Origin of the sequence: Inquilinus limosus (genome assembly GCF_051487185.1) — a bacterium.
GTDB classification, from domain to species: domain Bacteria; phylum Pseudomonadota; class Alphaproteobacteria; order DSM-16000; family Inquilinaceae; genus Inquilinus; species Inquilinus limosus_F.
Genome location: NZ_JAHVDK010000026.1, coordinates 67,641 through 84,137 on the forward strand (window position 1 = coordinate 67,641; position 16,497 = coordinate 84,137).

Annotated in this window: 18 protein-coding genes; 9 read left to right on the forward strand and 9 right to left on the reverse strand. The window is 70.5% G+C overall.

Annotation, left to right across the window (positions count from 1 at the left end; genetic code table 11):
- Positions 1 to 10 precede the first annotated feature (10 nt).
- The 4 genes from KXR53_RS26085 to KXR53_RS26100 are packed head-to-tail and all read right to left on the reverse strand — an operon-like array spanning position 11 to position 3,557.
- The gene (locus KXR53_RS26085; RefSeq protein ID WP_437378224.1) at positions 11 to 931 is read right to left on the reverse strand and encodes an ABC transporter permease; all 921 of its coding nucleotides are present in this window, start codon (positions 929 to 931) and stop codon (positions 11 to 13) included.
- A complete protein-coding gene (locus KXR53_RS26090; RefSeq protein WP_437378225.1) occupies positions 931 to 1,779 on the reverse strand; it encodes an ABC transporter permease in 849 nt (282 codons plus the stop codon). The genes KXR53_RS26085 and KXR53_RS26090 overlap by 1 nt, the downstream gene beginning before the upstream one ends.
- Before the next feature lie 3 nt (positions 1,780 to 1,782).
- On the reverse strand, positions 1,783 to 2,382 hold the full coding sequence (locus KXR53_RS26095; protein WP_437378226.1) for an ANTAR domain-containing response regulator: 600 nt from the start codon (positions 2,380 to 2,382) through the stop codon (positions 1,783 to 1,785).
- Between the two features lie 2 nt (positions 2,383 to 2,384).
- Positions 2,385 to 3,557: a transporter substrate-binding domain-containing protein gene (locus tag KXR53_RS26100; protein ID WP_437378227.1), complete on the reverse strand. Its 1,173-nt coding sequence runs from the start codon at positions 3,555 to 3,557 to the stop codon at positions 2,385 to 2,387.
- Between the two features lie 226 nt (positions 3,558 to 3,783).
- Here KXR53_RS26100 and KXR53_RS26105 point away from each other — a divergent pair, with 226 nt between their 5' ends.
- On the forward strand, positions 3,784 to 4,026 hold the full coding sequence (locus KXR53_RS26105) for a hypothetical protein (RefSeq protein ID WP_437378228.1): 243 nt from the start codon (positions 3,784 to 3,786) through the stop codon (positions 4,024 to 4,026).
- An 8-nt stretch (positions 4,027 to 4,034) separates the two neighbouring features.
- On the opposite strand, the gene KXR53_RS26110 is transcribed toward KXR53_RS26105, so the two are convergent.
- Complete coding sequence (locus KXR53_RS26110) at positions 4,035 to 4,520, reverse strand: Pycsar system effector family protein (RefSeq protein WP_437378229.1); 486 nt, start codon at positions 4,518 to 4,520, stop codon at positions 4,035 to 4,037.
- A gap of 147 nt (positions 4,521 to 4,667) precedes the next feature.
- On the opposite strand from KXR53_RS26110, the gene KXR53_RS26115 reads away from it, so the two are divergent.
- Complete coding sequence (locus KXR53_RS26115) at positions 4,668 to 4,961, forward strand: GYD domain-containing protein (protein ID WP_437378230.1); 294 nt, start codon at positions 4,668 to 4,670, stop codon at positions 4,959 to 4,961.
- Here the strand turns inward: KXR53_RS26115 and KXR53_RS26120 are convergent.
- Positions 4,958 to 6,259, reverse strand: a complete 1,302-nt coding sequence (locus tag KXR53_RS26120; RefSeq protein WP_437378231.1) for an MFS transporter — start codon at positions 6,257 to 6,259, stop codon at positions 4,958 to 4,960. The two genes, KXR53_RS26115 and KXR53_RS26120, sit on opposite strands and share 4 nt — an antisense overlap.
- A gap of 179 nt (positions 6,260 to 6,438) precedes the next feature.
- On the opposite strand from KXR53_RS26120, the gene KXR53_RS26125 reads away from it, so the two are divergent.
- From KXR53_RS26125 to KXR53_RS26140, 4 genes are all read left to right on the forward strand, one after another.
- On the forward strand, positions 6,439 to 7,953 hold the full coding sequence (locus KXR53_RS26125) for a serine hydrolase domain-containing protein (protein ID WP_437378232.1): 1,515 nt from the start codon (positions 6,439 to 6,441) through the stop codon (positions 7,951 to 7,953).
- Between the two features lie 65 nt (positions 7,954 to 8,018).
- Positions 8,019 to 8,537: a hypothetical protein gene (locus KXR53_RS26130; RefSeq protein ID WP_437378233.1), complete on the forward strand. Its 519-nt coding sequence runs from the start codon at positions 8,019 to 8,021 to the stop codon at positions 8,535 to 8,537.
- 8 nt (positions 8,538 to 8,545) lie between these two features.
- Positions 8,546 to 9,451 (forward strand): complex I NDUFA9 subunit family protein, encoded by a 906-nt coding sequence (locus KXR53_RS26135; protein WP_437378234.1) that lies wholly within the window; start codon positions 8,546 to 8,548, stop codon positions 9,449 to 9,451.
- Between the two features lie 90 nt (positions 9,452 to 9,541).
- The gene (locus KXR53_RS26140; protein WP_437378235.1) at positions 9,542 to 10,402 is read left to right on the forward strand and encodes a DUF1932 domain-containing protein; all 861 of its coding nucleotides are present in this window, start codon (positions 9,542 to 9,544) and stop codon (positions 10,400 to 10,402) included.
- Positions 10,403 to 10,891: 489 nt separating this feature from the next.
- Here the strand turns inward: KXR53_RS26140 and KXR53_RS26145 are convergent, their stop codons facing one another.
- The gene (locus KXR53_RS26145; protein WP_437378236.1) at positions 10,892 to 11,374 is read right to left on the reverse strand and encodes a hypothetical protein; all 483 of its coding nucleotides are present in this window, start codon (positions 11,372 to 11,374) and stop codon (positions 10,892 to 10,894) included.
- Positions 11,365 to 11,811, reverse strand: coding sequence for a hypothetical protein (locus KXR53_RS26150; RefSeq protein WP_437378237.1), 447 nt, complete (start codon positions 11,809 to 11,811; stop codon positions 11,365 to 11,367). The genes KXR53_RS26145 and KXR53_RS26150 overlap by 10 nt, the downstream gene beginning before the upstream one ends.
- A 36-nt stretch (positions 11,812 to 11,847) precedes the next feature.
- Between KXR53_RS26150 and KXR53_RS26155 the strand changes: the two genes are divergently transcribed.
- Positions 11,848 to 12,414, forward strand: a complete 567-nt coding sequence (locus KXR53_RS26155; RefSeq protein WP_437378238.1) for a hypothetical protein — start codon at positions 11,848 to 11,850, stop codon at positions 12,412 to 12,414.
- Positions 12,415 to 12,674: 260 nt separating this feature from the next.
- Positions 12,675 to 13,040 carry a DUF6678 family protein gene (locus KXR53_RS26160; protein WP_437378239.1) on the forward strand — a complete coding sequence of 122 codons (366 nt, stop codon included), beginning with the start codon at positions 12,675 to 12,677 and terminating at the stop codon, positions 13,038 to 13,040.
- Between the two features lie 168 nt (positions 13,041 to 13,208).
- Here KXR53_RS26160 and KXR53_RS26165 read toward each other — a convergent pair whose 3' ends face one another.
- Complete coding sequence (locus KXR53_RS26165) at positions 13,209 to 15,251, reverse strand: FUSC family protein (protein ID WP_437378240.1); 2,043 nt, start codon at positions 15,249 to 15,251, stop codon at positions 13,209 to 13,211.
- Positions 15,252 to 15,482: 231 nt separating this feature from the next.
- On the opposite strand from KXR53_RS26165, the gene KXR53_RS26170 reads away from it, so the two are divergent.
- A complete protein-coding gene (locus tag KXR53_RS26170; RefSeq protein WP_437378241.1) occupies positions 15,483 to 16,493 on the forward strand; it encodes an aldo/keto reductase in 1,011 nt (336 codons plus the stop codon).
- Positions 16,494 to 16,497 lie beyond the last annotated feature (4 nt).

Consider the following 16,497-nt stretch of genomic DNA (forward strand, 5'->3'; position numbering starts at 1 on the left):
GGTTGGTCCGTCACCGCAGTTTGATCCTCGGGTCGATGAAGGGGGCGATCAGGTCGGCCAGGAGATTGCCCAGCACGATGGCGACGGCAGAGACGAGGGTCACCCCCATGATGATCGGGATGTCGATGCGCTGGATCGCCTGCCAGGTCAGCTGGCCGATGCCGGGCCAGCCGAACACGGATTCGACGACGACGATCCCGCTCATGAACAGGCCGATGTCGATGCCGATCATGGCGATGATCGGCAGGAACGCATTGGGCAACGCATGCGCGAGTACGACCCGCCAGGCGGCGAGCCCCTTGGCCCGGGCGGTGCGCATGTAATCCTGGCGCAGCACGTCCAGCATCGCGGATCGCATCATGCGCGAATACCACCCGGCCCCCAGAAGGCCGAGCGTCAGCGAGGGCAACACCAGATGCGCGAAGCTGCCATAGCCGCCAAGCGGGAACCAGGCGAGCTGCCAGGCGAAGACGTAGAGCAGCAGCATGCCGACCACGAATTGCGGCGCCGAGACGCCGATGAAGGAGGTCAGCATCAGCGCGTGGTCGGTCGTCGTTCCGCGCCGCAGCGCCGCAGCCACGCCCATGGTCAGGCCCAGCACCAGCTCGCACAGGATGGCGCCGACCATCAGCAGCAGGCTGGCCGGCAGACGGCTCAGGATCAGCGTCGCCACCTCGGTTCTCTGCAGGTAGGAGCGGCCGAGATCGCCCTGCAGCAAGCTGCCGAGATAGCGGAGGTATTGCTCGTGGAACGGGCGGTCGAGGCCGAGCTGGGCGCGGATGCTGGCCACCACCTCGGGCGTCGCGCTGCGGCCGGCGATCTGCCGCGCCGGGTCGGCCGGCAGAAGGTACAGCAGCACGAAGGTGATCAGGCTGACCCCGAGCAGGATCAGCACGGCCTGGGCCAGGCGGCGGAACAGATAGGCGCCCATCAGTGCCGGCCCTTCTGCGTCGGGTCGAGGATGTCGCGCAGCGCATCGCCGACCAGGTTGAAGGCCAGCGCCAGCAGGATGATGGCGGCGCCGGGGATGAACACCAGCCAGGGCGCGCTGGAGAAGTAGGTCTGGTTCTCGAAGATGATGTTGCCCCAGCTCGGCGTCGGCGGCTGCACGCCGATGCCGAGGAAGGAGAGGGTGGCCTCCAGCAGCACCGTGGTGGCGATGCCGAGCGTGCCCCAGACGATGGTGGTGGACAGGAGATGCGGCAGGATGTGGCGCAGCAGGATGCGGGCGCGGGAGGCGCCGAGGCCCCATTCCGCCTCGATGAAGTCGCGCTCCGCGATCGACCGGGTCTCGGTGTAGATGATCCGCGCGATCTGGACCCAGTTCACCATGGCGATGACCAGGGCCACGATCCACAGCGACGGCCGGAAGATCGCGGCCAGCACGATCGCCAGCAGGAGCGCCGGGAAGGCCATCATCAGGTCGGTGAAGCGCATCATCGCGGCGCCCAGCCAGCCGCCGACGAAGCCGGCGACGACTCCGAAGAAGGTGCCGATCAGCACCGCCGCGCCATTGGCGACCACGCCGATGATCAGCGAGGTCTGGGCGCCGTAGACCAGGCGCGAGAACATGTCCCGGCCCAGCAGGTCGGTGCCCATCCAGAATTTGCCGTCCGGGGGCAGCGGGGCGCCCTCCAGCGTCAGCCCGTCGAACATCTGCTCGTCGGGCGGGAAGGGCACGATCCAGGGCGCGAGGAGGGCGGCGGCCACCACGACCAGGATGACCAGGAGCCCGAACAGGGCGAGCTTGCGGCGCAGCAGCTGGCTCAGGATCGCCATGGATCAGCCCCCGCGCCGGCCGGCGGCCGGCCCTGTGATCCCGGCGACGAGGTCGAGGCAATGCTCCTCGATGCTGCGCCGCCGCTGCATCGCGGCGCTGCGGATCTCGCGGAAGGCGTCGGCCTCGCTCAGTCCCCGCTGCGCCATCAGCAGCAGGATGGCGCGGACGACCACGGGTCGGAGGCGCAGCCGGGTCTCCAGATCGGCGATCCGGGCCTCGCGGTCGCGGCGCTCGGCGAAGCCGTGCTCGGCGATGACGAGAGCGCTGAACACGCCGCCCGAGGCGACCGGCTTCAGCAGATGGGCGGTCGCACCTTGCGCCAGCACCCAGTCCAGCCTGCCCGGCGCCTCCGACCCGACCAGGGCGACCAGCGGCATCGGCGGCGAACCGGGTGGCCACGGGAACTGCCCGTCATGCGCGGCGTCGGCGTCGAACAGCACGAAATCGGCCGTGAGATCGGCCTCGGCCAGCGCCGGCCACGCCAGCCGCGCCGTGATGCCCAGCCGTTCCAGCTGGCGCAGCACCGCGTCGGCCGCGGCATGCGGCCGGTGCAGCACCACGGCGCTGCGGCCGCGGAAGTTCGGGGTGGCGGCGCGGCGCATCGTCACTTCACCCGCTTGAGCCGCGGCCCGGGTTGTGCCCCGAGCACCTGCCGGGTCAGGGCCGCGGCGTCGAATTCGACCAGATAGGGATCGGGCGCGACCGGCACCGCGGCGCGGTCGAGGATCTCGAAGCCGCCATCGGCGCCGATCCGGCCGAGGCAGGGCGTCAGCGCCGCATGGTTGGTGCGCGGGTCGATGCTGAGGGGACCGAGCGGCGTGGCGAAGCGGCGGGCGTGCAGCACCGGGCGCAGCGCCTCCGGCGCATCGGTGCCGGCCTCGCGGATCGCCTCGGCCAGCATCCGCACCGCCGCATAGCCGCCGGCGAGGAAGGCGGAACAGCGCCGGCCGGCGCCGAAGCGCCGCCGCACGCGGTCGCGGAAGGCGCGGTTCTCCGGCGTGTCGACGCTATCGAAGTAGATCGCGCTGCTGAGATGGCCGGTACCGGCCGGCCCGACCAGTTCCAGCTCGCATTCGGTCAGGTTGCAGCTGACGACCGGGCAGCGCTCCGGCCCGAAGGCCGGGTCGCTGTCGGCGAGGTCCCGATAGGCGCGAAAGAAAGAGTAGCTCGACGGGCCGATCAGATTGTTCAGGATGAAGTCCGGCCGCTTGTCCCGCACCTCCTGGACCAGCCGGCCGACATCCTCGCTGCCGATCGGCAGGTAGCGTTCGGCCAGCACCTCGCCGCCGCAGGCGCCGATCAGCTCGCGCGCCACGCGGTTGACCTCCCAACCCCAGATGTAGTTCGAACCCATCAGGTATCCGCGGGTGCCCCAGCGCGGCAGCACATGCTGGAACAGCGGCACGATGTGCTGGTTCGGGCAGGCGCCGGTGTAGATCACCGCCTCACTGCTCTCGAAGCCCTCATAGGGGCAGATGTACCACAGCAGGGCGTCATGCTTCTCGATCGTCGGCAGCACCTCTTTGCGCGACAGCGAGGTGATGGTGCCGACGATCTGCCGGCAGCCGCCCTCGCGGATCGCCGCCTCGCACAGCGCGTGGTAGCGGTCGATCACGCCGTCCGGGTTGGCGGCGAACGGGGCGAGGGAGAAGCCGAAGCCGGGATCGGCATTGACCTCCTCCAGCGCCATCAGGGCGCCATCCAGCGCCTCGCGCCCGATCGCGCCGTAGGGCCCGGTGGTCGAATAGAGAAGACCGATCGCGTAGCTCGCCCGCACGTGCCGCCTGTCCCCGAATGCATAAAGCCCCATCGCCCGCCGTCGCCGGCTTGCGGATGGGGCTTCATTGCCGCTCCTGCCCGTCGGGCAAGAAGAATGTCGTGTTGTTCCTCCCAGGATAAGGCCCGGCCGATTTCTGTCAATTGCGGTGCAACAATGCTTCGGCGCTGTCGCAGGGCTGTATCGGAGATAGCGCTGATCTCCAATCAGAGATAAATTCTCGAATATGAGAGATTCGTTTTCATCGCAGCTCCTCGCCGGCCTCGGCCACAACGGCGGCCCGCCGCTGGAGGACGAGCATCCGGATTCCGCGCCGTCCTGGCGGCATTTCTGCTGGCGCAAGGCGCATGCCGCCGTGTGGAAGACGCCGCCGCGCGAGATCGCGCTGCGCCGCCTGGCCCGGGCGGAAGAGCTCGGCATGAGCTATCGCGACTACACGCTGGCGATCCTGGAGGGGACCTATCTCTAGGCCCAGCCTCAGGCGACGACCATCAGCGCCACATAGCAGAGAATGACCACGGCCAGGCACCGGAAGGCGTAGCCGACATAGCGGTACTTGGCGTGGCAGATCGCCGCCAGGTTCCGGGCGTTCGCGGTGTATTCTGCGACGATGAAGCCGGGCTCCGTCCGGCGGGCGGCGTGGGCCAGCCGCTCCCCGGCCTCGGGCCAGGCCGCCCAGTACAGCGACACGCCGCCGTTGCGCTTGCGCGGCAGCAGCACCAGCGCCACGCAGACCAGCCCGGCGGCCAGGGCCGCGACCAGGATCAGGCACAGCACCCATCTCGCCGAGGGGAAGGGGACGGTCCGGGTCCAGGTGAACACCGACCGCATCTCCGGCGACCAGGCCACCAGCGCGATCAGGAAGGTGAAGATGTAGGCCGCCTTCTGGTCGGCGATCTTGATCTGCTCGTGGAAGGTCTGGTTGATGGTCTTCAGATAATCGAGGTGATCGGCGGCATTCATTTGCGGGGCAAATATCTGATCGAAATACGGCCAGCGTGAATAGAGGCTGCGCCCGGAAATGACAAGCCGCCGTCATCGGATCGGCGTACACTGCGGCTGCCGGCCCGTGAGGCGCAGGCTCCTCCCGGTGCCGGAGAGGATCATGCGATGTCAACCTATGTCATGCTCGGCAGCTGGACCGAGCTGGGGATCCGGAACGTCTCCGATTCGCCGAAGCGGCTCGATGCAGCCAAGGCGCTGCTCCAGGAGATGGGCGGCCAGTTCAGGGCCTTCTACATGACCATGGGCGATCATGATTTCGTGCTCGTCTACGAGGCGCCGGACGACGCGGTCGCGGCCCGTTTCACCCTGATGACCGGCCGCCTGGGCTTCATCCGGACCAAGACGCTGAAGGCGTTCCCGGAGGCGGCCTATCGCGAGGTGATCAACTCGCTGGGCTAGCCGGCGGGGCGCTCCCCGATCGGCGCGGCGCGGAACTGCCGCCCGACCAGAAGGGCGATGGCGGCGGCGACGGCCAGGCTCGCCGCCAAAAGGGCCATGCCGGCGGTGAAGCTGCCGGTTGCATCCTTGATCCAGCCCACGGCATAGGGCCCGACGAAGCCGCCGAGATTGCCGATCGAGTTGATCAGGGCGATGCCGCCGGCCGCGGCGGTGCCGCCCAGGAAGGCAGGCGGCAGGGTCCAGAACGGCCCGAGCGTGGCGTAGATGCCGATCGCGGCGACGCCGAGGAAGATCAGCGACAGCACGGTCGAGGTCGACGCGATGCTGCCGGCGAAGCCGATGGCGCTGACCAGCGCTGGCAGGGCGACATGCAGCACGCGCTCGCCAGTGCGGTCGCTGTGGCGGCCCCACACCAGCATGGCGCCGGCGCTGAACAGATAGGGCAGGGCGATGATCCAGCCGGTCTCGACGGTGGAGAAGCCCATTCCCTTGACGATCTGCGGCAGCCACAGGCCGATGCCGTACAGTCCGATGACGATGCCGAAATAGACGAGGCCGAGCAGGATGACCCGCGGATCGGCCAGCGCCGGCCACAGGTCGTGCAGCGGCGGATGCGTCGATGCCGCACGATCGCGCGCCAGGTCGGCGGCGATGGCGGCGCGCTCGGTGTCGTCCAGCCACGGCGCCTTGCGCGGCCCGTCGGGCAGCAGCGCCAGCACCAGCAGGCCGAGCAGGCAGGCGGGCAGCCCCTCGATGATGAACAGCCACTGCCAGCCCTTGAGGCCGAACCAGAGATGCGTGGCGTCGAGGATGATGCCGGAGATCGGGGCGCCGATCGCGCTGGCCAGCGGCACCGCGGCCATGAACAGGGCGACGAAACAGGCCCGCCGCGCTGCCGGGAACCAGTAGGTCAGGTACAGGATCATGCCCGGCAGGAACCCCGCCTCGGCTGCGCCCAGCAGGAAGCGCAGGATGGTGTAGCTCCAGACGCCCTCGACGAAGGCCATGGCGGCCGAGATCAGGCCCCAGGTCACCATGATCCGGCAGATCCACAGCCGGGCGCCGACCTTCTCCAGGATGATGTTGCTCGGCACCTCGAACAGGAAATAGCCGAAGAAGAACACCCCGGCGCCCCAGCCGAAGACGTATGGCGAGATGCCGAGATCGGCGTTCATGGTCAGGGCCGCGAAGCCGACATTCACGCGGTCGAGGAAGCTGACCAGGTAGAGGACCATCATGAACGGGATCAGGCGCAGGCTCACCTTGCGGTACAGCGCCTCGCGATCGACTTCGGGCACGTCGGTCCTCCCCTTCCTCCGCGCGCCGGTCCTCGGCGCCGCGGTTCCTGCGACTCGTCGCCGAGGGTAGGAACGGACCGCCGATGGAGGGAAGCCAAATCCCATGATCCCGCCTATAACGTGACATGATCCGGCGGCACAGGCCGGGATGGTCCAACGATACGAACGGGGAGGCAATCATGGCGGGCGGGGAGTTGCGCTGGTCCGCGGCGGCGGAGGCGGCGGCTGAGATCGCGGCGGCCTGGGGGCCGGGTGAGCCCGGCGGCGCCGTCGCCGCCTTCGACACGCGGGAGATCCGGGCCGAGGCCTGCGGCGGGGTCGAGAGCCTGGCCCGTGATGCCGCTTTCTCCGGCGACACGGTGGTGCGCTACGCCTCGGTCACCAAGCATGTCTTCGCGGCGCTGGCGCTGACCCAGGACGGCATCGGCCTCGACGATCCGCTCGGCCGGCTGCTGCCGGCCCTGCGCGGCGACCTGGCCGCGGTTACGGTCGGCCGCGCTCTCGATATGACCGGCGGCCTGCCGGACCTGCGCGAGACCCTGTCGCTGCTCGGCGTCCCGCAAGGCGCGGCGGTGGGGCGGGAGGAGAGCCTCGAGTTCCTGTTCCGGCTCACCGAGCTGAACTTCCCGCCGGGGCAGGAGATCTCCTACTCCAACACCGGCTATCGGCTGGTCGATGCGGCGCTGCTGCGCCGGGGCATCGGCTTCGCCGGGCTGGTGCGCGACCGCATCGCCGACCCGCTCGGCATCGGCTTCCGCGTGCCGGAGACCTGGTTCGACCCGATCCGCGGCCTCGCCCCCGGCTATTGGAAATCGGCGGACGGCACCTGGCAGCTTGCCGCCTCCGGCCAGCATCTCTCCGCCTCCGGCTGCCTGACCGGCAGCCTGCACGATCTGGTTCGCTGGCAGCAGGCGGTGCTGGCGGATCGAGGGCCGGGGCAGGGCGTGCTCGCCAGGCTCGGCGCGCCGCGCCATCTCGCCGACGGAAGGCCGACTGGCTACGGGCTCGGCCTCGCCCGGTCGCGGCTTGGGGCGCGCCGGCTGGTCGGGCATGGCGGCTCGCTGCTCGGCTACAAGACCTACTTCCTCTTGGATCCGGAGCAGGGCGTCGGCGTCGCCGTGGTCTCCAACCGCGAGGACACGGTCTCGCACGGCACCGCGCTGAAGCTGATGGCGGCGCTGCTCGGCGAGGATCTGCCCCAGCGCGGCACGTCGATCCCGGACGGGCTGTACGTGGCGGAGCAGGGGCCGCTCTGGCTCGAGCTGAAGGACGGCGTCGCCAGCTTCCTCGGCACCGGCGAGACGCTGTATCGCGGCGAGGACGGCTGGTCGGTCTCGCTCTCCGCCCATTTGCCGATGCGGCTGCGCTGGACCGGCGAGGCGGTGGAGGGCGAGATCGGCCATGTCTCACGCCGCTTCCGCCCAGCGGCGCCGGACGGCGTGCTCGACCGGGTGCAGGGCGAATGGCTGTGTCCCGAGCACCACGCCGCCTTCACCATCGCCGGCGAGCGGATGGAGACCGGCGCCGGCGCGATCCGGGCCGCGTTGCCCTTGGTGCCGCTCGGCGGCGGCCGGCTGCTGGCCGAGGGCCGGGACGAGCCCTGGCCGAAGCGCATCGGGCTCGCCTTCGACGGCGACGGCGTCCGGCTGGCGCTCAACCGCAGCCGGGTGCTGCGCTTCCGGCGGGGCGGCTAGGGCCGGAACGGCGGCCGGTCGCCTCCCGTTCTCCTCGCGGAGGGTTCTGCGAAGGAGACGACGCGATGCAGCAGGCCCGTCAATGGAACGTCACCGCCCTCTTCGACTCGCGTAAGGACGCGGAGGAGGCGGTCGAGCGACTGATCGCCGCCCGCATCCCGAAGGACCGGATCCGTCTGGTGCCGGGCAGCGAGCTCGATCCGAAGGTCGATCCCGACGCCTGGGACGAGGACGTCCCGGCGCCGGAGCAGCGCATGGGGATCCTGGAGTCCCTGCGCGGCCTGTTCTTCCCCGACGACGAGCGTTTCGTCTATGGCGAGCATCTGCGCCGCGGCTGCTTCCTGATCACGGTCCAGGTGACCGATGCGGAGCACGACCGGGTGCTGGACATCCTGGACGACGAGGGCACGGTCGACATGGATGCGCGCGAGGACCGATGGCGGGCTGGCGGCTGGACCGGCCCGGTGGTGCCGCCGACCGCGGCCAATGACGAGGACGAGATCTGGCGCCGCGACGTGGAGCGCAGCCGGCCGCGCGTCCGCTCCTATGTCGGCGGCGTCGCCGCGGTGAACACCGGCGGCTGAGCCGGCCCATGGCACGGCCTCTGGCGACGGTGTTCGGCGGGACCGGCTTTCTCGGCCGGAGCGTGGTGCGGCAGCTGGTCGACCAGGGCTTCGCCATCCGGGCCGCGTCGCGCCATCCGGATCTTGACCGTGACCAGCCGCAGGCCGGCGACGATGCGGTCGAACCGGCGCGGGCGGATGTGACCGACGACCACTCGGTCGCCCAGGCCGTCGCCGGCGCGCAGGTCGTGGTCAATGCGGTCAGCCTCTATGTCGAGCGGGCGGGAGCGACCTTCCGCTCCATCCATGTGGTGGCCGCTGCCCGGGTCGCGCGGCAGGCGCAGCAGGCCGGCGTGGCGACCCTGGTCCATCTGTCCGGCATCGGCTCCGACCCGGCGTCCGGCTCTTCGTATATCCGCAGCCGCGGCGAGGGCGAGCGTGCGGTGCGAGCGGCCTTTCCGGCGGCGATCCTGATCCGGCCCTCCGCCATGGTCGGACCCGGTGATGCCCTGCTGGTGCCGTTGGCCGAGATGCTGCGCCGGGTGCCGGTGTTCCCGCTGTTCGGCGGCGGCCGGACCCGGCTGCAGCCGGTCTATGTCGAGGATGTCGCGGCGGCGATCGGGCGAGCGGTGGCGGGGCTGGGCGGCGCCACCTACGAGCTCGGCGGCGGTTCCGTCTGCAGCTATCGCGAGCTGGTCGAGCTCGTCGCCCGGCATGTCGGCCGCCGGCCGCTGCTGCTGCCGGTGCCCTTGCCGGCCTGGCAGGCGCTGGCCCTGATCGCGGAACAGCTGCCGCGGCCGCCGATCGCGCGGAGCCAGGTGGAGCTGATGGAGCGCGACAACGTCGCCGATCCGAACAGGCCCGGCTTCCCGACCCTCGGACTGACGCCGCTCTCCGTCGATCAGGTCCTGCCGCTGGCCGTCCCACGCAGGTGACCCGGCACAACCGGCGACGGTCGCGGGTTCACGGATCCGGCGGATCGCGCCATCATCTCCCGGTCGGGGCAGACCGATCCGGAGGAGACCATGAATCCGACCATCGCCGTCATCGCCCCCGGGGCGATGGGCAGCGGCATCGCCCGGCGCCTGACCGAGCACGGCGCCGTTGTTCCGACCCTGCTCGACGGCCGCAGCGCCGTGACCGTTGCCCGGGCCAGGGTGGCGGGCATGGCGTCGGCCGACGAGGCGGCGATCGCCGCGGCCGATATCATCCTGTCGATCCTGCCGCCCGGAGAGGCGGTGGCCCTGGCGGAGCGGCTGGCGCCGGCGCTGCAGGCCGCGCCCCGCAAGCCGGTTTATGTCGACTGCAACGCCGTGAACGTCGAGACCGTGCAGGCGATCGCCGCGATCATTGCGCCGACCGGCGCCGGCTTCGCCGATGGCGGCATCATCGGCGGGCCGCCCGCGACCGGCGACGTCGGGCCGGTGCTCTATCTCGCCGGTCCGGATGCGTCGCGGCTCGGCGTGCTCGGCGATCTGGGCCTGCGCATCCGCGTGCTGGACGGGCCGGTCGGCGCCGCCTCGGCGCTGAAGATGAGCTATGCCGGCATCAACAAGGGCCTGACCGGGCTGGCCGCCGCGATGATCCTGGCCGCCGACCGGGCCGGCGCCGCGCCCGCCCTGCATGCCGAGCTGGCGGCGAGCCAGCCGCAGCTCTTGGCCCGGTTCGAGCGCTCGGTGCCGGACATGTACGCCAAGGCCTATCGCTGGGTGGCGGAGATGCGCGAGATCGCCGATTTCCTCGGCCCCGACGACCCGGCCCGGCTGATCTATCAGGGCATGGCGGGGCTATATGAGCGGCTGGCCGCCGATGTCGCCGGAGAGAAGCGGGACATTGCGGCGCTGGACCGCTTTCTCGCAACCGGCAAGGCCGACGCGGCGGCGTGACGCCGGGACCGAGGCGCATGACCTCCCCGCCTGAGACCATTTCAGAATGGCTTGCGCCCCTCCGATGTGGATTTTCATCCTCCCCCTCCCCCCGCGGGAGGGGGTAGGGGGAGGGGGTGTCTATCGAAGAGAACCGGCGCGAGATTGTCCAGGACTGCCGCCAGGCTGCGGCGATCCCTCGACATCGATCCAGGCGGCGCCAAACCCCTCCCCCTAACCCCCTCCCGCAAGGGGAGGGGGAGGATGGAAGGCATAGGCCGGTCCTTATGGCGGAATTCTGAAGAGGTCTCCGCCTGGGAGACCGTTTCGGAACGGCATGTCCTGAGCCGGCCCTGCACGGGCGGACACGCGCAGACCCCTCCGCCCTCCGGCGAGGGAGGGAAGGCTACGTCGGCTTGTCGGTTGGGTTCGCGGCAGCAAACCCAACAGCATCGGGGCCGCAAGAGCGGCGGGATGTTGGGCTCGCCAAGGCGAACCCAACCTACGGCATCAGCCCGTATCTATAGGCTTGGGCTTGCGGCCACCGGCGCCGGCCGATCGAGTGTCGGACGGGTCCCCCGGCGGCAGGTCCAGCGTCGCCAGATACCGGTCCGACTCCGCGACCCAGCGCTCCGCCTGCTCCGGCGGCAGGCCGAACCGCGGGCACAGCCGGGCCACGGCGTCCACCGCCGGGCAGCTCTCGGCGATCGCCACCAGCTCCGGCCGGTCCATCTGCCCGGCCATCTCGAAGAAGCGGCGGTCGCACTCCGCCTCGTCCTCGGTCCCGGCCCGGATCGCCGCGCCCAGCGCCATGATGACCCGCAGCCGGCGCCGGATCCCGGCCTGGTCCACGGCCCCGACCTGGACCGGGGCGGCGGCCGCGTCGTCCGACAGCTGGATGGCGAGCGCCGCCAGCGCCGCGTCGCTCAGCTCGAGCCAACGCTCCGCCTTCTCCGGCAGCCCGAACATCCGGCACAGCCGGGTCACCGCCACCGGCGGCGGGCAGGTCTCGACCAGCTCCGCCAGCTCCGCTCGGCCATCTCGAGGAAGCGCCGGTTGGCCTCGTCCTGCCCGATCTCGGCGCCGTCGATGACCGCCGCGCCCATGGCCATGGTCACACGCAGCCGGGACCGGGATCCGTCGGCCGCCGCGGCTTGCCCGGCCGCGGCCTCCCGCGGATGCTCCTCGGGCGGGCGCGAGAACCTGTCCTCCAGCAGCAGGGTCAGCCGCAGCGAGCGGGTGACGACGGCGATGCGCTGGCAATAGTCGACGCCGGGCTGCGGCGCCTCGACCGCCTCGGTGCGGGTCGCCTCCATCACCTCCATCTGGATCTCGGCCGCCCGGGCCAGCAGGCGCAGATGCCGCGCCGCCCGCTCCTCCGCGGAAGCGGCCGCCGGGTCGATCCCCCGCTCGGTCTGCGCCTGGTCCATGGAACATAGCATGAACGAAGCGCGAGCGGTTAAGCAATGAACATTGTGTTTACCGAGGGGTGGTTCGGCCTGCCCAAGGCCGGCGTTTCAGGCAAGATCGGTCGCGAACTCGGTCCCAACGCTGATTGCGGCGGATTGACCGCTTTCGACCACGTTGCGGACGTTCTCGACCAAGCTCATCATCGTTCGATGAGACTCATTTCGATTACTGCGAACCTGCACAGTTTCAATGGAGAGCTGAACTGGGCGAACCCGATCATGGTTCGCCTCGCATTTAACAATGGACGCGCAGTTCGCGTGCGTGTCGCCGCGGACGGCGAGAGTGTAATCCTCGATGATCTCCCCCTCGACCAACCATGCGATATGGGCCAATACGGACGCATAGAGGTGCACGATTTTAGCAGCAAGATTGACCCTCTGTTTCTCAACTCCGAAACCATAACATCGAGCGCCATCCATAGTGACGATGGACGAATGGTTGGGCTGGCAGTGCAACGAAGTGAAGAGGTCGCATTCTGTTTCTGGAACTACGGCGATGAATTGCACTATGGAGATTTCGGTGCGTTGCTCGCGTATGAAAGGGGAGGCAGGCGAAGCCAATGATCGGGTCTCGTATTACGCTGGTGTGAGTAGCGTCCGCATTCCGCCCTTCTCGGCCGACCCGACCAGGCCGGAGGGCGTCACAAGCGGCCGCTCTGCCGGCGCTCCGACATCGGACATCGCCCGCCCCTTAGGAGCCGGCCCTCCTGGGGCGGGCCGGCCAGACGTGGGTACGCCGAAACCGGCCATCGGAATCGGCTCCCCGAAGCGGATATGGCAGAGGTTGACCTTGCGCTCATTGCGTTCGGAGGCAGTATCGTCGAATGGGAAAGCAGAGCATTCTTGATCCAGCCGCAGTGGGCCGCTTGGCGAGAGCGCGGTTTTCCGTTGCCCTCATGTCGGATAGCAAGTGGCGCAAATTGCTGGCGGCGGTACGGGACGGGCGCGACGACATCAACCACGTGATGGTTAAGTTCATCGACGTTGATGAACCTCGACGTATGCGGTTTCCGCTGAGCCTTTCCTGTCCCCGTGCCTACGCAGACACGATCGAGTTCGGGCCGGTTGAACTTCGTGCGATTGAGTGGATTGAGTTCGCCACCGATCTAACGAGCTTGCTTGATCCAATCGGCCGATTTCCGCTCGAGCTTCGCGACGGTCAGACAAGGATAATTGGTTACCAAGAATAGAGCACCATCCCGACCGTCTGCCGTCGGGCGGCACAAAGGCGATTGCGGACAGAGGCGCATCATCTGCGCCACATCTTCTCAGGTCTGTTTTCCGCCCTTTGCAGATGATCGGCAACGACCGGCACCCTGTCCAAACCGCACGTTGGGTTCATCCGAAAGCGCGTCCGGCTATCCCGGCACCAGATGCTCCGCGGCCGCCCGCAGCAGCACGACTTCCTGCAGCAGGCGTGACCGCTCCGGATCGTCGGCCGCCCCGTCCGGCGGCGCCTTGGCCGGGGGCAGGGCGGTGCCGCGGCGCAGGGCCCCGGCCAGGGCCGCGGTCTCGGCGCCGACCCATTGCCCGAACGCCGCGTCCCCGGCCCGCGCGTCCGGCCGGTGCAGCCAGGCGGCGGTGGCGGTACCGGCCAGCTGGCGGGCCAGGATGACGATGCTCAGCGCCGCGTCCAGCGCCTCGCGCTGCCACCAGGCCTCCAGCATCGTCCGGCCGTGCACCGCCTCGGCATTGCCGCTGGCGAGGCCGGCGGCTCGCCGTGCCGTCTCGATCGCCGCCTCGTCCCGCTCGGGCGCGAAGGCCAGGGCGGCGTAGCGGCCATTCGCCTCGACCGCCTCGGCCAGGGCCGGCCGCAGCCGCCGTCCCTCGCGGCTCGGCCACAGCAGCATCCCGCCGAGCACGCCGATGGCGCTGCCCAGCACGTTGTAGAGGGCGCGCATCCAGGCCAGTGCCGGCTCGCTCGTCCCCGGCTGCGACAGCTCGATCACCAGCACGAAGAGCGGGGTCAGGAAGAAGACGAACAGGCCGTAATTGACCGAACGCACCGCCATGGTCGCGATCGCCAGCGGGAACACGGCGGCGGTCAGGGCAAAGGGCGTGTGCAGCACGAGGCCGAGCAGCGCCGCCAGCGCGCCGCCGAGCACGCTGCCGACCGCCCGCTCCAGCGCCCGCGGCCAGGTCGTCGCCACCGAGGGCTGCAGCACCAGCACCACCGCCATCGCCATCCAATAGGCATAAGGCAGGCCCAGCATATGGCTCAGCATCACCGCCCCGGCGGTGGCGACGGCGCAGCGCAGGGCGTGGCGCAGGGTCTCGGACCGCCAGCTCAGCTGTGCCCGCAGCGGCGCCAGCCATTGCGGCCGGGCATCCGGCCGGGCCGTGGAGCGAGCCTCTCCGGCCGACGGCTCCTCGGCCGACCGCAGCTGGCCGGTGATCGCCCGCAGCCCGGCCGCGACCGGCCCGTCGCCCAGCGACCCGATCAGGCCGTCCAGGCGGTCCAGCGACCGCCGCCACGGCGCCGCCTCCTCGCGCCCGGTCTCGAAGGCGTGGGCCTGGCGGTACAGCACCATCGCCAGGCGGCGCAGCGCCAGCCGCTGCTGGACCTGCTGTCCGGCCTCCAACGGGCCGGCGTGCTGGCGCAGGTCGCTCAGCGCGATCAGCCGGGCGAAGACCCGCTCCGCCCGTTCCAGGGCCAGCAGCAGCCGCTCCAGCGGGGCGGCCAGGCCGCGGCCGCGCATGGCCCGGTCCAGCGTCGCGCGGGCGGACTCGATCGCCGTGCGCACCGCCTGGCGATAGCGCTGCGCGTGCAGCACCCAGTCGCGCGGGGCGGCGTCGGCGTCCAGCCGCGCAAGGCCGGCGGCCGTGGCGGCGAGGCTGCGATAGACGGCGGCGACTCCGGCCCGGGCCGGCCGGAACGGATGGATCCGCCAGATCGACAGGGCCAGCAGCATCGCCCAGACGCAGCCGCCGAAATAGGCGGCGGCGAACTCGCCCAGCGCCGCCAGAGTGAGGGTATGGTGGTCGACCGCGACGACGCAAGCCACCACCGCCAGCGTGCCGATCTGCCGCGCCGCGGCGCCGTAGACCCGGACCGCGCTGCCGATCAGGGCGCACAGGAACACGGCCGCCGTGGCCCAGGGCCAGCCCTGGGCCGAGGCCGCGGCGCCGGCGACGGCGAAGACGCCGGACAGCAGGGTGAAGCCGCCCAGCGCCCAGAGCCGGTCGCGATTCGGCCCGCCGGGATCGGCGAGGCAGGTCCAGAACGCCGCGATCGCGGCCCAGGCCAGGATCGGCGCCTGCAGCAGGCTGCCGATGGCGACCACCACGGCGCAGGAGGCGGCGGCGCGCAGGCCTTCGCCGATGCTGAGGCTGCGCGGCGAGACGGCGATGGCGGCGCGGATCAGGGAGGGCGGGCGGCGGGCCGCCGCGGCGCGGCTCATCCGCGGCACCGCCTGGGGGCCGGAACCCGGGGAAGGCTGCTCATCGCTGTCGTCTCCATGTCGGCCGCGGGCCGCCCTTCTGCGCGCTCCTCCCCTGTCTAGCCGAAGCAGGATAGCCTGTCCGCCGGCCGAGCGGCTGCGGCGCCAGGGCACGGCTGCCCTGCGAGCGAAGGGCACCGCCGGCGGGCCGTTCCGGGCCATGATCCCGATCTCGCAGACAGGAGAAGGCCGATGGAGTACCGCAATCTCGGGCGCAGCGGGCTGAAGGTGTCGCCGCTCTGCCTCGGCACCATGATGTTCGGCGGCCCGACCGACCAGCCGACGGCGACCCACATCATCGACCATGCGCGGGAGGCGGGGATCAACTTCATCGACACCGCCGATGTCTATGCCGAGGGCCGGTCGGAGGAGATCGTCGGCCGCGCCATCGCCACCCATCGCTCCTGGTGGGTGCTGGCGACCAAGCTGGCCAACCCGACCGGCGGCGGCCCGAACGACCGCGGCCTGTCGCGCCGCCGCGCCTTCCTGGCGGTGGAGGCCAGCCTACGCCGCCTCGGCACCGACACGATCGACATCCTCTACCTGCACAAGGAGGATCCGGCCACGCCGCTGGAGGAGACGGTGCTGGCCTTGGCCGACCTGATCCGCCAGGGCAAGATCCGCTATTTCGGCGTCTCCAATTATCGCTCGTGGCGGGTGGCGGAGATCTGCCGGCTGTGCGACCGGGCCGGGGTCGAACGGCCGGTGGTCAGCCAGCCCTACTACAACCTCTTGAACCGGATGCCGGAGGCCGAGCATCTGCCGGCCTGCGCCCATTATGGGCTCGGCGTCGTGCCCTACAGCCCGCTGGCCCGCGGCGTGCTGACCGGCAAGTACAAGCCCGACGCGGCGCCGGAGGAGGGCAGCCGCGCCGGCCGCCAGGACAAGCGCATGCTGGAGACCGAGTGGCGGCCGGAGAGCCTGGCGATCGCGGCCGAGCTGGCGGAGCATGCGCGCGGCCGCGGCATCAGTCCGGGCCAGTTCGCGGTGGCCTGGCTCTTGAACAACCGCATCGTCACGGCGCCGATCGCCGGGCCGCGGACCGAGGAGCAATGGGCCGATTATCTCGGCGCGCTCGACTATGCCTTCACGGCCGAGGACGAGGCGCTGGTGAACCGGCTGGTGGTCACCGGCCACCCTTCCAGCCCCGGCTACAACGACCCGGCCTATCCGATCGAGGGCCGGGTGCCGCGGGTGGGGTAGGGGA